Annotated in this window: 14 protein-coding genes; 12 read left to right on the top strand and 2 right to left on the bottom strand. The window is 61.2% G+C overall.

Annotated features, from left to right (window positions below):
- Nucleotides 1–73: 73 nt before the first annotated feature.
- From PSAKL28_RS21260 to PSAKL28_RS21225, 8 genes are all read left to right on the top strand, one after another.
- Entirely contained in the window at nt 74–793 is a 720-nt protein-coding gene (locus PSAKL28_RS21260; RefSeq protein WP_038614279.1) for a response regulator, read from the top strand.
- Nucleotides 794–836: 43 nt separating this feature from the next.
- On the top strand, nt 837–2,231 hold the full coding sequence (locus PSAKL28_RS21255; RefSeq protein ID WP_084589166.1) for a sensor histidine kinase: 1,395 nt from the start codon (nt 837–839) through the stop codon (nt 2,229–2,231).
- A gap of 144 nt (nt 2,232–2,375) precedes the next feature.
- Entirely contained in the window at nt 2,376–3,638 is a 1,263-nt protein-coding gene (locus PSAKL28_RS21250) for an ABC transporter substrate-binding protein (protein WP_038614269.1), read from the top strand.
- A gap of 96 nt (nt 3,639–3,734) precedes the next feature.
- Entirely contained in the window at nt 3,735–4,643 is a 909-nt protein-coding gene (locus PSAKL28_RS21245; protein ID WP_038614266.1) for a carbohydrate ABC transporter permease, read from the top strand.
- Entirely contained in the window at nt 4,636–5,481 is an 846-nt protein-coding gene (locus PSAKL28_RS21240) for a carbohydrate ABC transporter permease (protein WP_038614265.1), read from the top strand. Before PSAKL28_RS21245 ends, PSAKL28_RS21240 begins: the two co-directional genes overlap by 8 nt.
- A gap of 6 nt (nt 5,482–5,487) precedes the next feature.
- Complete coding sequence (locus tag PSAKL28_RS21235; protein ID WP_038614263.1) at nt 5,488–6,645, top strand: ABC transporter ATP-binding protein; 1,158 nt, start codon at nt 5,488–5,490, stop codon at nt 6,643–6,645.
- Between the two features lie 54 nt (nt 6,646–6,699).
- Nucleotides 6,700–8,046, top strand: a complete 1,347-nt coding sequence (locus PSAKL28_RS21230) for a carbohydrate porin (RefSeq protein WP_038614261.1) — start codon at nt 6,700–6,702, stop codon at nt 8,044–8,046.
- A gap of 116 nt (nt 8,047–8,162) precedes the next feature.
- Nucleotides 8,163–9,017, top strand: coding sequence for a D-hexose-6-phosphate mutarotase (locus PSAKL28_RS21225; RefSeq protein WP_038614258.1), 855 nt, complete (start codon nt 8,163–8,165; stop codon nt 9,015–9,017).
- Here PSAKL28_RS21225 and hexR read toward each other — a convergent pair.
- A complete protein-coding gene (gene hexR, locus PSAKL28_RS21220; protein ID WP_174242320.1) occupies nt 9,010–9,870 on the bottom strand; it encodes a DNA-binding transcriptional regulator HexR in 861 nt (286 codons plus the stop codon). The two genes, PSAKL28_RS21225 and hexR, sit on opposite strands and share 8 nt — an antisense overlap.
- A gap of 214 nt (nt 9,871–10,084) precedes the next feature.
- Here hexR and zwf point away from each other — a divergent pair, with 214 nt between their 5' ends.
- The 4 genes from zwf (at nt 10,085) to PSAKL28_RS21200 (ending at nt 13,869) form a co-directional block, all read left to right on the top strand.
- A complete protein-coding gene (zwf, locus tag PSAKL28_RS21215) occupies nt 10,085–11,554 on the top strand; it encodes a glucose-6-phosphate dehydrogenase (protein WP_038614254.1) in 1,470 nt (489 codons plus the stop codon).
- A complete protein-coding gene (gene pgl / locus PSAKL28_RS21210) occupies nt 11,541–12,254 on the top strand; it encodes a 6-phosphogluconolactonase (RefSeq protein WP_038614253.1) in 714 nt (237 codons plus the stop codon). The genes zwf and pgl overlap by 14 nt, the downstream gene beginning before the upstream one ends.
- 17 nt (nt 12,255–12,271) lie before the next feature.
- Nucleotides 12,272–12,946, top strand: a complete 675-nt coding sequence (locus PSAKL28_RS21205) for a bifunctional 4-hydroxy-2-oxoglutarate aldolase/2-dehydro-3-deoxy-phosphogluconate aldolase (protein WP_038614251.1) — start codon at nt 12,272–12,274, stop codon at nt 12,944–12,946.
- Nucleotides 12,947–13,128: 182 nt separating this feature from the next.
- A complete protein-coding gene (locus tag PSAKL28_RS21200) occupies nt 13,129–13,869 on the top strand; it encodes a monalysin family beta-barrel pore-forming toxin (RefSeq protein ID WP_051939511.1) in 741 nt (246 codons plus the stop codon).
- A gap of 56 nt (nt 13,870–13,925) precedes the next feature.
- Here PSAKL28_RS21200 and leuA read toward each other — a convergent pair whose 3' ends face one another.
- Nucleotides 13,926–15,599, bottom strand: coding sequence for a 2-isopropylmalate synthase (gene leuA / locus PSAKL28_RS21195; RefSeq protein WP_038614250.1), 1,674 nt, complete (start codon nt 15,597–15,599; stop codon nt 13,926–13,928).
- Nucleotides 15,600–15,760: the final 161 nt, after the last annotated feature.

Below are 15,760 nucleotides of genomic sequence, written 5' to 3'. Positions count from 1 at the left end.
TTGCCCCGCGATACGATATGACTGACAAGCCTCAATCGCGGGGCAAGCCCGCTCCCACCGACGAAGGAATTACATGGTGAGCAAGTCGATACTGCTGGTCGACGATGACCAGGACATCCGCGAACTGCTGCAAACCTACCTGAGCCGCGCAGGTTTCAGCGTGCAGGCGGTTGCCGATGGCCAGGGCTTTCGCCAGGCCCTGGACGACAGTGACTGCGACCTGGTGATCCTCGACGTGATGCTGCCCGATGAAGACGGTTTCAGCCTGTGCCGCTGGGTGCGTCAGCATCCGCGCCTGGCCCGGGTGCCGATCATCATGCTCACGGCCAGTTCCGATGAAGCCGACCGGGTCATCGGCCTGGAGCTGGGCGCCGATGACTACCTGGGTAAACCCTTTAGTCCGCGTGAGCTGCAGGCACGAATCAAAGCCCTGCTGCGCCGCGCCGGTTTCGGCCAGGAGCGCAATGGCGGCGATGTCTTGGCCTTCGATGACTGGCGCCTGGATACGGTCAGTCACCGCTTGTTTCACCGCGACGGTGAAGAGGTGATTCTTTCCGGCGCCGACTTCGCCTTGCTCAAGTTGTTCCTCGATCACCCGCAGCAAATCCTCGACCGCGACACCATCGGCAACGCCACCCGTGGACGTGAACCGATGCCTCTGGACCGCATTGTCGATATGGCGGTCAGCCGCCTGCGCCAACGCCTGCGCGACACGCACAAGCCGCCGCGGCTGATTCGTACCGTACGTGGCAGTGGTTACCTGTTGGCGGCCAGTGTTGCGCCCGCGCACTGAGGGGCGCTGGCGTCTGCCGCTGCCACGCTCGTTGCTCGGGCGCATGCTGCTGTTGACCCTGCTGGTGGTGTTGCTGGCCCAGGGCCTGTCGAGTCTGATCTGGCTTTCGCAACTGCGCGCCAGCCAGCTCGAAGGGCTGGTGGCCAGCGCCCGCAGCCTGGCCCATTCGATGAGCGCCAGCGTCAGCTACTTTCGCTCGCTGCCGGTGGCCTACCGGCCCATGGTGCTGGACCAGTTACGCAACATGGGCGGCACACGCTTCGTGGTCTCGCTCAACGACAAACCCTTGGACATGCAGGTGCTGCCGATTACCCCGCGCAAGCAGGCGGTGCTCAACGCAGTGGACGAAGTGCTGCGCCAGCACCTCGGCGCGCAGATGGATATTTCCCTCGAGTTTGTCAGCCCCCAGGACCTGCGGATCTTCAACAGCGGCCTGAAGCTCGATGAGCTGCCGCGCTCCTGGGCGCATTACGCGCTGACCCTGGAGCCGGTCAATCCTCCGGTACTGGTGACCCAGATCCGCCTCGGTGAAGGTGAGTGGCTGTACATCGCCTCGCTGATGCCTGAGCCCTATACCAGCCTTGAAGACGAAGGCCTGCCACGTCAGCAGCTGTGGTTCATCGGCCTGACCAGCTTCTTTCTGCTGCTGTTCATCGGCTTGCTGGTGCATTGGCAGAGCCGTCCGCTCAAACGTCTGGCGCGGGCGGCGCGGGAGATGTCGCTGGGCGCTGATGTCGAGCCGGTGCTGGAAGGTGGTGGCAGTGAGGTGGTTGAAGTCGGCCGGGCGTTCAATGCCATGCGTGAGCGCATCAGTCGCTACCTGACCGAACGCAGCCAGTTGTTCAGTGCCATTTCCCATGACTTGCGCACACCGATTACCCGCCTGCGCCTGCGCGTCGAGTTGCTTGAAGACGAGCAGCAGCAGGCGAAATTCAGTCGCGACCTGGACGAGCTGGAGATGCTGGTCAAAGGCGCGCTGCAGTGTGTGAAGGACACGGATATCCACGAGAACATCGAGCCGATCGACCTCAACCATGCCCTCGATTGCCTGGTCGAGCCTTATCTGGCCAGTGCCCGCGTTACCGTGCAGGGCAGGGCGCTAGCCCCGTACCCGGGCAAGCCGCTGGCGCTGCGCCGCTGCATGGGCAACCTGATCGACAATGCCCTGAAGTACGGCGAGCGTGCGCACCTGCGCGTGCTCGACAGCGAATCAGGCTTCGTCCTGCAGGTGGACGATGAAGGCCCGGGGGTGCCCGAGCAGCGTCTGGAGCAGGTTTTCGAACCGCATTTTCGTCTGGCCGGGCAGCAGCAGGGCTACGGCCTGGGCCTGGGAATCGCGCGCAACATTGCCCACAGCCACGGCGGCGAAGTGAGCTTGCGCAACCTGCAGGGCGGCGGTTTGCGGGTGACCTTGAGCCTGCCGCGCAGCAGCGACTGACACCTAGGTCAGGCGAATGTCACCAGCTTGTGACATTCGCACATCCCTTCGTTACCTCGGCCCCTCCAGCGCCTGGTTAGACTCCGATGCAAGCGCAAGCACCACGACTTGCACCTGCATAACAACAAGAAAAGGTTCCGCCCGATGAATGCGATCAATCGCCTCGCCGCTGTTGTTTCTCTCGCCTCCTTGTTGCCGCTGAGCGCTATGGCCGCCGATACCGGTACTGTCGAAGTCCTGCACTGGTGGACTTCCGGTGGCGAAGCCAAGGCTGTTGAAACCCTCAAGGCCCAGGTGCAGAAAGACGGCTTTATCTGGAAAGACAACGCCGTGGCCGGTGGTGGCGGCGCCGCAGCCATGACCGTGCTCAAGACCCGCGCCATTTCCGGCAACCCGCCCGCCGCGGCGCAGATCAAGGGGCCGGACATCCAGGAGTGGGGTGCGCTGGGTTTGCTGACCGAGCTCGATGAGGTGTCCAGAGCCAACAACTGGGACGCCCTGCTGCCGCAGAAAGTCGCCGAGATCATGAAGTACGACGGTCACTACGTGGCGGTGCCGGTGAACATCCACCGGGTCAACTGGCTGTGGATCAACCCGCAAGTGTTCGACAAGGCCGGCGCCAAGGTGCCGACCACCCTCGATGAACTCTTCGCCGCTGCCGACAAGCTCAAGGCCGCCGGCTTCATCCCCCTGGCCCATGGCGGCCAGCCGTGGCAGGACAGCACGGTGTTCGAGGACCTGGCCCTGAGCATCCTTGGCCCCAAGGGCTATCACGCCGCCTTCGTCGAGCTGGATGAAAAGACCCTGACCGGCGCGCCAATGATCGAAGTGTTCAAAACCTTGCAACGTCTGGGCACCTACATGGACCCCAACCGTGCCGGGCGTGACTGGAATATCGCCGCTGCCGAAGTCATCAACGGCAAAGCCGGCATGCAGATCATGGGCGACTGGGCCAAGAGCGAATGGACGGCTGCCGGCAAGGTCGCCGGCAAGGATTACCAGTGTGTGGCGTTCCCTGGCACCCAGGGCAGCTTCGCCTACAACATCGACTCGCTGGCGATGTTCAAGCTCAAGAACGAAAACGACATCAAGGCCCAGAACGACCTGGCCAAGGTTGCCCTGGAACCGCAGTTCCAGACCGTGTTCAACCAGAACAAAGGCTCGCTGCCGGTGCGTCAGGACATGGACATGAGCCAGTTCGACGCCTGCACGCAGAAGTCGGCGGTGGACTTCAAAGACGCTGAAAAAGGCGATGGCCTGCAACCGAGCATGGCCCACAACATGGCGACGACCCTGGCGGTACAGGGGGCGATCTTCGATGTGGTGACCAACTTCCTCAATGACCCGAAAGCGGATCCCGCGACGGCGGTCAAACAGCTGAATTCGGCGATCAAGTCGGCCAAATAAAGGTTTGCTGGCCTCTTCGCGGGGCAAGCCCGCTCCCACCGGTGACCACTGTGGGAGCGGGCTTGCCCCGCGATAATCACCACACGAGACCTCCTTATGAGCACTGTTGCCACTCTCAACAAGGCCTCGCCCTTCGACGCCTTGCAACGCTGGCTACCGAAACTGGTACTGGCGCCGAGCATGCTGATTGTCCTGGTGGGCTTTTATGGCTACATCTTCTGGACCTTCATCCTCTCCTTTACCAACTCCAGCTTCATGCCCAGCTACAAGTGGGTAGGCCTGGCGCAATACGCGCGGCTGATGGAAAACGACCGCTGGTGGGTAGCGAGCAAGAACCTGCTGGTGTTCGGTGGTCTGTTCATCGCCATCAGCCTGGTGATCGGCGTACTGCTGGCGGTCCTGCTCGACCAGCGGATTCGCCGTGAAGGCTTTATCCGCACGGTTTACCTGTACCCCATGGCGCTGTCGATGATCGTCACCGGTACCGCCTGGAAATGGCTGCTCAACCCCGGCCTGGGCCTGGACAAGATGCTCCGTGACTGGGGCTGGGAAGGCTTTCGTCTGGACTGGCTGGTGGACCCGGACCGGGTCGTCTACTGCCTGGTGATCGCGGCGGTGTGGCAAGCCTCGGGCTTTGTCATGGCGCTGTTCCTGGCGGGGCTGCGCAGCGTCGATCAGTCGATCATCCGCGCCGCGCAGGTCGATGGTGCCAGTCTGCCGAGCATCTACCTGCGCATCGTCCTGCCGAGCCTGCGCCCGGTGTTCTTCAGTGCGCTGATGATCCTCGCCCACATCGCCATCAAGAGCTTCGACCTGGTTGCGGCGATGACCGCAGGCGGGCCGGGGTACGCCTCGGACCTGCCGGCAATGTTCATGTACTCCTTCACCTTCAGCCGCGGCCAGATGGGCATGGGCTCGGCCAGTGCGATCCTGATGCTCGGCGCGATCCTGTCGATCCTGGTGCCATACCTGTATTCGGAACTGAGGAACAAGCGCCATGACTAGAACCCTGGCACCGCGTACTTTCAACTTCAGCCGGATCGCCATCTACGCCACGCTGTTGCTGGCCTGCGCGCTGTACCTGATTCCGCTGATCGTGATGCTGCTGACCAGCTTCAAATCGCCGGATGACATCCGCACCGGCAACCTGCTGAGCTGGCCTGAAGTGATTACCGGCATCGGCTGGATCAAGGCCTGGGACACGGTGGGCGGCTACTTCTGGAACTCGGTGAAAATCACTATTCCGGCGGTGCTGATCTCGACATTGCTCGGGGCACTTAACGGCTACGTCCTGTCGATGTGGCGCTTTCGTGGCTCGCAGCTGTTCTTCGGGCTGTTGCTGTTCGGCTGCTTCCTGCCATTCCAGACCGTGCTGCTGCCAGCCTCCTTCACTCTCGGCAAGCTCGGTCTGGCCAGCACCACCAGCGGCCTGGTGCTGGTGCACATCGTCTACGGCCTGGCGTTCACCACGCTGTTCTTCCGCAACTACTACTGCAGCGTGCCGGATGCCCTGGTACGCGCGGCGCGGCTGGACGGGGCGGGGTTCTTCACCATCTTCGGGCGCATCCTGCTGCCGATGTCGGTGCCGATCATCATGGTCTGCCTGATCTGGCAGTTCACCCAGATCTGGAACGACTTTCTCTTCGGTGTGGTGTTCGCCAGTGGCGACGCGCAACCGATCACCGTGGCCCTGAACAACCTGGTCAACACCAGCACCGGGGTCAAGGAATACAACGTCGACATGGCGGCGGCGATGATCGCCGGGTTACCGACCCTGTTGGTCTATGTGCTGGCTGGCAAGTATTTCCTGCGTGGGCTTACGGCCGGCGCGGTCAAGGGGTGAAACAACATGGCAACGCTTGAACTGCGCAACGTCAACAAGACCTACGGCAGCGGTCTGCCGGATACCTTGAAGCATATCGACCTGTCGATCGACTCCGGGGAGTTCCTGATTCTTGTCGGCCCATCCGGCTGCGGCAAGTCGACTTTAATGAACTGCATTGCCGGTCTCGAACAGATCAGCGGCGGGGCGATCCTGGTGGACGCTGCCGACATCAGCGGCATGAGCCCCAAGGACCGCGATATCGCCATGGTCTTTCAGTCGTACGCGCTGTACCCGACCATGAACGTGCGCGACAACATCGCCTTCGGCCTGAAGATGCGCAAGATGCCTGCGGCGGCGATCGATGAGGAAGTGGCGCGGGTGGCCAAGCTGCTGCAGATCGAGCACCTGCTGACGCGTAAGCCCGGCCAGCTCTCCGGCGGCCAGCAGCAACGCGTGGCCATGGGCCGGGCGCTGGCGCGGCGGCCGAAGATCTATTTGTTCGACGAGCCGTTGTCCAACCTCGATGCCAAGCTGCGGGTGGAGATGCGCACCGAGATCAAGCTGATGCACCAGCGCCTGAAGACCACCACGGTGTATGTCACCCACGATCAGATCGAAGCCATGACTCTCGGTGACAAGGTGGCGGTGATGAAGGACGGCCTGATCCAGCAGTTCGGTACACCGCAGCAGATCTACAACGATCCGGCCAATCTGTTTGTCGCCAGCTTCATCGGCTCGCCACCGATGAACTTTATTCCGCTGCGTCTACAGCGCAAGGACGGGCGTTTGCAGGCTCTGCTCGACAGTGGTCAGGCGCGCTGCGAACTACCCTTGGGAATCAGTGATGACGGCCTTGAGGAGCGTGAAGTGATCCTCGGCATTCGTCCTGAGCAGATCGCCCTGGCCCCGGCTCAGGCCAATGGCCTGCCGAGCATTCGCGCCGAGGTGCAGATCACCGAGCCGACCGGCCCGGACCTGCTGGTGTTCGTCACCCTCAACCAGACCAAGGTCTGCTGCCGCCTGGCGCCGGATGTGGCGACCCAGGTGGGCGACACCCTGAACCTGCAGTTCGATCCGGCCCGGGTGCTGTTGTTCGATGCCGCCACTGGCGAGCGCCTGGGGGTGAAGGTCACGCCACCGCAGTCCGGCCAGGACAATGTCGCGCAATTCAAGGGTCGTTGAATTGGTTGTAAGTCGTACATGCCTATCAAGAACAATAAAACGAGGAAACAAGGGATGGATCACTTCAAACACATCAAGCCGCTGGCGCCGCTGACCTTGCTGGCGGCGCTCGGGGTCAGCTGCGGGGCGCAGGCTGCCGATGCCTTTGCCCCGGAGTCGCAATGGATGACCGGCGACTGGGGCGGTACCCGTACCGAACTGCTGGAGCAGGGCGTCGACATCAAAATCGACTACGTTGGTGAAGTTGGCGCAAACCTCGATGGCGGCTTCAACGATGACAAGACTGCACGCTACAGCGACCAGTTCGGCCTGGGGGCCGCGCTGGATCTGCAAAAGCTGCTGGGCTGGGACAACACCCAGGCCAAGATTCAGCTGACCAACCGTAACGGCGAGAACATTTCCAATGACCGCATTGGCGACCCGCGTGCCGGCACCTTGAGCTCATCGCAGGAAGTCTACGGCCGGGGGCATATGGTGCGTCTGACCCAGCTGTGGATTCAGCATCAGTTCTTCGACAACAAACTCGACATCAAGGCCGGTTACTTCGGCGAAGGCGAAGACTTCAATACCTTCCCGTGCGATTTCCAGAACCTGGCGTTCTGTGGCTCCCAGGTGGGTAACTGGGCCACTAACATTTGGTACAACTGGCCGGTCAGCCAGGCGGCGATCCGCTTCAAGTACAACATCAACGATGAGCTCTATGCGCAAGTCGGGGCGTACAACCAGAACCCCTCTCAGCTGGAGCACGGCAACGGCTTCAAGCTCAGCGGCAGTGGTACCGCCGGTACGGTTTTGCCGGTCGAGCTGGTCTGGTCACCGAAAATCAACAGCCTGCCGGGCGAATACCGTGTGGGTTACTACAAGAGTACGGCCGACGCCGATGATGTGCGTGAAGATGACAACGGCCAGGATGCGGCGACCACGGGTAACAGTTATCGCGTGCATGACAGCAAGCATGGCTACTGGTTTGTCGCGCAACAGCAACTCACCCGCCATAACGGCGATGCCAGCCGTGGCCTGAACATCGCGGCAAACGCCACCTTCCATGACAAGGACACCAACTTCATCGACAACTACCAGTCGTTGATGTTTGTCTACAAAGGCCCGTTCGATGCGCGTCCGAAGGATGACATCGGCATCGGTTTTGCCCGTATCCATGTCAACGACGACGTGAAGAAAAACGCCGAGTTGCTCAATGCCGCCAACGGTGTGGGCAATTACGAAGACCCGTTGTTCTCGCCGCTGCGCACCACCGAGTACAACTACGAGCTCAACTACGGTTTCCACGTGACCAACTGGCTGACTGTTCGTCCGAACCTGCAGTACATCACCCACCCGGGTGGGGTGGACGAAGTGGACAACGCGCTGGTCGCGGGTTTGAAGATTCAGTCGTCGTTCTGAGGCAATATGTTGTAAATTTACGAGCTTATCGCGGGGCAAGCCCGCTCCCACCGGCATAATCTGTGGGAGCGGGCTTGCCCCGCGATGGCCCCAACTAACAACAAGAGTCTCAAGTTATGCCCGAGCACCCGCTACAACGCTTCTTCACCTCGCAGAGGCCGCGACCGACCTTTGAGTGGGAGCGTTATCAGCAGCGCGATGTGCTGATCATCGATCATCCCCGGTGCCAGGCCGTATTCAGCCGCCAGGGTGCACAGTTGCTGCACTTCCAGCCCACGGGCGAACGCCCTTGGCTATGGTGCGCGGCGCAGTGGCCACAAGTCGGTGCCATCCGCGGCGGTGTGCCGGTGTGCTGGCCCTGGTACGGTCGCCATCCCAGCGAAGACATGTGGCCGGCTCACGGCTGGGCACGCTTGCTCGACTGGAAGCTGATCGACAGCAGTGAAGATGAAGAGGGTGTGACCCTCAAATGGCGTTTGCAACTGTGCGACTGGCAGGTCGACCTGTTGGCCAGGTTGGGCAAGCGCATGGAGCTTGAGCTCAGTACCGAACACCAGGACAGCCAGCCTTGTCAGCTGAGTCATGCTCTGCTGGCCTATTGGCGTATTAGTGACGTTTCTGAGATAGCGCTATCTGGGCTAGAAAACATTGAGGGTTACGACCGTTTGAACCGTCAGGCCTGCCGTCAGAAGGGCGCCTTGAAGGTGCATGGCGGCTGTCAGCGGGTGTTCCCCAATGCGGCGACCGTGCAACTGCACGATCCGGCCTGGCAACGACAGCTGAGCATCGATACCGGTGACAGCGAGGACACCATCGTCTGGCACCCGGGCAGTCGCCCGTTGATGGGCGTCAGCAGCACTGAAACCCTGGGCTTCGTCTGTGTCGAGGCGGCCAGTGGCAGCAGTGACAGCCTGAGCCTGGCGCCGGGTGAACAGGCACACCTGCGCTTGCAGGCACAGCTGCTTAGTTGAGCTCGTCGTCGATCGGGTAGCGGCTGGCGTTGAGGCTCTCCTTGATCTTGCGCAGGTGTGGCTGGAAGTCCACGCCGCGGCGCAAGGTCATGCCGGTGGCCAACACGTCGAGCACCGTCAGCTGAATGATCCGCGAGGTCATCGGCATGTAAATATCGGTGTCTTCTGGCAGCGGTATGTTCAAGCTCAGGCTGCTGGCCTTGGCCAGGGGCGAATCGGCAGCGGTCAGGCCGAGTACCGAGGCGCCGTTTTCCCGGGCCAGGCGCGCGACTTCGACCAGCTCGCGGGTACGTCCGGTGTAGGAGATGATGACGAACAGCTCGCCGGTGTGGGCGACCGAGGCCAGCATGCGCTGCATCAGGACATCGGCGTGGGCCGAGACGGCCAGGTTGAAGCGGAAGAACTTGTGCTGGGCATCCAGCGCCACCGGTGCCGAGGCGCCGAGGCCGAAGAAGTGGATCTGCCGGGCCTGGATCAGCATGTCGACGGCGCGGCTGATCAGTTGCGGGTCGAGTTGCTGGCAGGCACTGTCCAGCGAGGCGATGGCGCTGCCGAAGATCTTCTGGGTGTAGGACGCCGGATCATCATCGGCTTCAACCGCCCGGCTGACGTAAGCGGCGCCGCTGGCCAGGCTCTGCGCCAGCTGCAGTTTGAGCTCGGGGTAGCCACTGACGCCGAACGAACGGCAGAAGCGGTTCACCGTCGGTTCGCTGACCTTGGCCGCCTGGGCCAGGGCGGCAATGCTGAAGCGGGTGGCTTGCTGAGGGTTGAGCAGGATGACTTCGGCGACTTTGCGCTCAGCCTTGTTCAGCTCTTCGAGGCGGCCCTGGATCTGCTCCAGGAGGTTTCGCACGCGGTCCATGGGTATGTGTCCTTGGGTCGATGAGGCAGCCCACTGCCGATGGCAGAGGGCTTTTGACGCGGTGGCCTATCGTACTGATGGCATGGGAGGCACACCACTTGAATCTGTGTTTCGGATAAAATGTTGTGGTTTTTACTACATTATTCCTTGAAAACTGCGATTGAAAACGGTATTTCTACGTCAACTTGATAAAAGAACCAACATCATGGCATCGATCAGCGTTGAACCTTGCACCTTTGCCCTGTTTGGCGCCCTCGGCGATCTGGCCTTGCGCAAGCTGTTTCCGGCGCTCTACCAGCTTGATCGCGCCGACCTGCTGCACGCGGATACCCGTGTGCTGGCCCTGGCTCGTGAGCCGGGCAGTGTCGAAGAGCACCTGGCATCGATCGAGGCGCATCTGCGCGAGTTTGTTCCGCAAGGGCAGATCGAGACCTTGGTGTTGCAGCGTTTTCTCGCGCGCCTGCGCTATCTGCACGTCGACTTTCTCAAGTCCGAGGACTACCAGGCGCTGGCCGGGCAGGTCGGCGACGACAGCCAGCTGATCGCTTACTTCGCCACGCCCGCGGCGGTCTATGGCGGTATTTGCGAGAACCTCGACAAGGTCGGCCTCAGTGCGCGCACCCGGGTGGTGCTGGAAAAACCCATCGGCCATGACCTGGACTCTTCGCGGCGGGTCAATGACGCGGTGGCGCAGTATTTCCCGGAAAACCGCGTTTATCGCATCGACCATTACCTGGGCAAGGAAACCGTCCAGAACCTGATTGCCCTGCGCTTTGCCAACAGCCTGTTCGAAACCCAGTGGAACCAGAACTCGATCTCGCACGTGGAAATCACCGTGGCCGAGAAGGTCGGGATCGAGGGGCGCTGGGGCTACTTCGACAAGGCCGGGCAACTGCGCGACATGATCCAGAACCACTTGTTGCAGCTGCTTTGCCTGATCGCCATGGACCCGCCCAGCGATCTCTCTGCCGACAGCATTCGCAACGAGAAGGTCAAAGTGCTCAAGGCGCTGGCGCCGATCACTGGCGAAGGCCTGAGCACTCACGTGGTGCGCGGCCAGTACATTGCCGGCTACAGCGAAGGCAAGCCGGTGCCGGGCTATCTGGAAGAAGACAACGCCAACGCCCAGAGCGACACCGAAACCTTTGTTGCCCTGCGCGCCGATATCCGCAACTGGCGCTGGGCCGGCGTGCCGTTCTACCTGCGTACCGGCAAGCGCATGCCACAGAAACTGTCGCAGATCGTCATCCACTTCAAGGAAACCCCGCACTACATCTTCGCCCCGGAACAGCGTTTGCAGATCGGTAACAAACTGATCATCCGTCTGCAGCCGGACGAAGGCATTTCCTTGCGGGTGATGACCAAGGAACAGGGCCTGGACAAGGGCATGCAACTGCGCAGCGGGCCATTGCAGCTGAATTTTTCCGACACCTGGCGCAGTGCACGGATTCCCGATGCCTATGAGCGCTTGTTGCTGGAAGTGATGCGCGGCAATCAGAACCTGTTTGTGCGCAAGGACGAAATCGAATACGCGTGGAAGTGGTGCGATCAGCTGATTGCTGGCTGGAAGAACAGCGGCGACGCGCCCAAGCCTTATGCCGCTGGCTCCTGGGGGCCGATGAGCTCGATTGCATTGATTACCCGTGATGGGAGGTCTTGGTATGGCGATATCTGAACTGCAACTGCCGGCTAACGTGACGGCCCATGATTTCAACGCTGCCGCGCAGCTGGCCGAAGGTTTGGCCAAGGATGTCGCCGGGCGCCTGAATGCCGCGATCGCGGCAAACGGCCAGGCTACCCTGGTGGTGTCCGGTGGGCGTAGCCCGGTGGCGTTTTTCCAGGCACTGATCCAGCAGCCGCTGGACTGGTCGAAGGTCTTAGTGACCCTGGCCGATGAGCGCTGGGTGCCGGTCGAGCATGCTGACAGCAATGCCGGTCTGCTCAAGCGCCATCTGTTGACCGGCAACGCCGCCAAGGCACGTTTCCTTGGCCTCTACCGTGCAGCGGCCAGCCTTGAAGCTGCTGCCCTGGAAGCCGAACAGGCCCTGGCCGAGCTGGCCGGCATCGACGTGCTGGTACTCGGTATGGGCGACGACGGCCATACCGCCTCGCTGTTCCCTGGCAGTCCGAACCTGAGCGAAGGTCTTGATCCGCAGAGCACGCGTCGCTGTTTGCCGATGCTGGCGCCGAGCGTGCCGCATCAACGCCTGAGCATGACTCGCGCCTTGCTGGCCAGGGCCGCCTTCACCGCCTTGTCCGTGCAAGGTCCGGGCAAACTCGCTACCCTGCGCGCCGCGCTGGCTGGCGATGACTTGAGCGAAATGCCGATTCGCGCCTTCTTACAAGACCCTCTGGATATTTACTGGTGCCCATGAGCCAAGGATCCGCCGTTATGACCACGCATGAACTGAAACAGCCGGGAGTTTCCATGGCCGACAAGATTGCCCGGATCGATCAGATCTGCACCCAGGCGCGGATTCTGCCGGTGATCACCATCGCCCGCGAAGAAGACATCCTGCCGTTGGCCGATGCGCTGGCTGCCGGTGGCATCAAGACCCTGGAAGTGACCCTGCGCTCGGCGCACGGCCTGAAAGCCATCCAGGTGCTGCGTGAACAGCGGCCGGAACTGTGCGTCGGCGCCGGCACCGTGCTGGATCGCAAGATGTTCGCTGCCGTGGAAGCGGCTGGTGCGCAGTTTGTGGTCACGCCAGGTGTTACCCAGGACATTCTTGAGGCAGGTGTGCAAAGCGACCTGCCGTTGCTGCCGGGGATCAGCACGCCATCGGAGTTGATGATGGGCTACGCCCTTGGCTATCGCCGTTTCAAGCTGTTTCCCGCGGAAATCAGCGGCGGCGTGGCGGCGATCAAGGCTTACGGCGGTCCGTTCGGTGAGGTGCGCTTCTGCCCGACCGGTGGGGTGAACCCCGGTAATGTGAAGAGCTATATGGCCCTGCCCAATGTCATGTGTGTGGGCGGGACCTGGATGCTCGACAGTGGCTGGATCAAGAACGGCGAGTGGTCGCGGATTACCGAGTGCAGCGCAGAGGCCTTGGCGCTGCTGGATTGAAAGGTTGTCGTCGCGTGTGGTTTGCAGGGCGCCTTGTCGGCGCCCTTTTTTGTGGGGGGCGGTTTTGCTCCCCGATAACGTGCAGGAAACGCGTCCTGATGCCTGCTGCAAGGAGAGCCCGTTAAGGTCGGTTGGGTAACAGCCAACCCCTAACGCAGTACTTTTTTCGCAGGAGTGACAGCATGAGCGACAAGACAAAACGGATTATCGCGGGCTTCGAGCATGTAGAGGGGTCGTACGAAATCGAGAATTATCTGTTTGGCGATCAGATCGACAGCGTTACACCGGGCTGCTGGATCTACGGCGATACCGTTTATGGCGACATGCGGATCGGCTTCAACAACTGGGGGACCTACAGTGTCCCGGTCATGGCCTACTTGGTGCACATGAACACTGTTCGCCTGCCGACCAAGGTCAAGCACCAGCAGGAGATCGCGGTAGTCAATGGCTATAGCAGCTCGGTCACCACTTCCATTGAAACTGAAATCTCCTTGGGCACCGGATTTGTTGCTATTGCCGGCGGTGGCTTGAAGATCACCAATAGCTCCACAGAAGGTATCCACAACTCCACCACGCGCAGCCAAAAGATAGAAATGGAAGGGCCGGGTACGTTCAATATCTATCAGGTGCACATCGCCTATGCCCACTGTGCTACTTCGGCTGGTTCGCTTGCGCATCTGTTCAAGTATGCCAAGACCCTCGCCAGGCCAAGCGCACGGCAGCCTGACAGGGAAGACCTGTACTTCATGACCTCGATCGCGACCAACACCATCGTCCCGGTGGCGTCGAAGAACTCCGCAGCCCCCTTGAGCTGGGCTGACATTCAGGAGGCGGCGCTGATAGAAGGTTACGACGCCGAGATCAACGGCGGTATGTGGTCGATAGACTACTCGGCGTTCGACACGCCGGGATCGCACTACTGATCGCCACGCATAAAAAAACCGCATCCTGGATGCGGTTTTTTATGCGTGGCTTGGCTTTACGCCGCTTTCGCCTCTTGCTGGCTCAGCGACCGATTCAGCGCACTGAACAATGCCTTGAAGCTGGCCGTGGTGATGTTTTCATCGATACCCACGCCGTGCACCGGACGACCACCGGCCACACGCAGTTCGATATACGCTGCGGCCTTGGCGTTGGTGCCCGCACCGATGGCGTGCTCGTTGTAGTCCATGATTTCCACGGCCACCGGCAGACCGGCCACCAGGGCTTCGAGGGCGCCATTGCCCTTGCCGCGCCAGTGCAGGGTGGTTTCGCCTTCGCTGGAGACTTCCACCTCGACCTTGCTGTTACCGTTCTCTTCCTGCAGGCGATGGCTGACCAGCGCGTACGGCGCGTTGGCTTGCAAGTATTCGCGGTGCAACAGGTTGTAGATCTGCTGGGCAGTCATCTCCAGGCCCAGACGGTCGGTTTCACCCTGTACCACCTGGCTGAACTCGATCTGCATGCGGCGCGGCAAGCTGATGCCGTATTCCTGTTCGAGCAGGTAGGTGATGCCGCCTTTGCCTGACTGGCTGTTGACGCGGATCACCGCCTCGTAGCTGCGGCCGATGTCGGCTGGGTCGATCGGCAGGTACGGCACCTCCCACTTGGCGTCGTCTTTCTGCTGGGTGAAGCCCTTGCGGATCGCATCCTGGTGCGAGCCGGAGAAGGCGGTGTGAACCAGGTCACCGACATACGGATGACGTGGGTGCACCGGAATCTGGTTGCATTCCTCGACCACTTTGCGCACGCCGTCGATGTCGGAAAAGTCCAGTTGCGGGTCCAGGCCCTGGGTGTAGAGGTTCAACGCCAGGGTTACCAGGTCGACGTTACCGGTACGCTCACCGTTGCCGAACAGGCAGCCTTCGACACGGTCGGCGCCGGCCATCAGGCCCAGCTCGGTGGCGGCCACGCCGGTGCCACGGTCGTTGTGGGTGTGCAGGCTGATGATCACGCTGTCGCGACGGTTGACGTTGCGGCCGAACCATTCGATCTGGTCGGCATAGATGTTCGGCGTCGAGACTTCGACGGTGGCCGGCAGGTTGAGGATGATCTTGTTGTCCGGCGTCGGGTTCCACACCTCGATCACCGCGTCACAGACTTCCTTGGCGAATTCCAGCTCGGTGGCGCTGAAGGTCTCGGGCGAGTACTGGAAGGTCCACTGGGTTTCCGGCTGCTGCGCGGCGTATTTGACGAACAGCTTGGCCGCGTTCACCGCGATGTCTTTCACGCCTTGCTTGTCCTGGTTGAAGACGATGCGGCGGAACGACGGGCTGGTGGCGTTGTACAGGTGGACGATGGCCTTTTTCGCACCGCGCAGCGATTCGAAGGTACGGGCGATCAAGTCTTCACGGGCCTGGGTCAGCACCTGGATGGTGGTGTCGTCAGGAATGTGGCCGTCTTCGATCAGGGTACGAACGAAGTCGAAATCGGTTTGCGAAGCCGAAGGGAAGGAGGCTTCGATCTCTTTCACGCCGACGCTGACCAGGGTCTTCCAGAAGCGCAGCTTCTTCGCCGCATCCATAGGCTCGATCAACGACTGGTTGCCATCACGCAGGTCGGAGCTGCACCAGATTGGCGTCTGGGTGATGGTCTTCGATGGCCAGGTACGGTCAGGCAAGTTGACGGTAGGGAAGGCGCTGTATTTTTTCGAAGGGTCTTTGAGCATGGTCATGAAAAGCAATCCTTGAATGTGCGGCCTGGAAAGGTGGCCTGCCGAACGAAAACGAGATGAAAAGGCGAGGCGACGCGATTCAGCTTGGTAGTCGTGCACTGACCAGGCAGAGGCTGCGATGTTGACGAAGCAGGATGAGGGTCTGAAAGGTTTTCATGGCT

The organism is Pseudomonas alkylphenolica, assembly GCF_000746525.1.
GTDB classification, from domain to species: domain Bacteria; phylum Pseudomonadota; class Gammaproteobacteria; order Pseudomonadales; family Pseudomonadaceae; genus Aquipseudomonas; species Aquipseudomonas alkylphenolica.
This window is presented reverse-complemented; position numbering and strand designations above follow the sequence as displayed.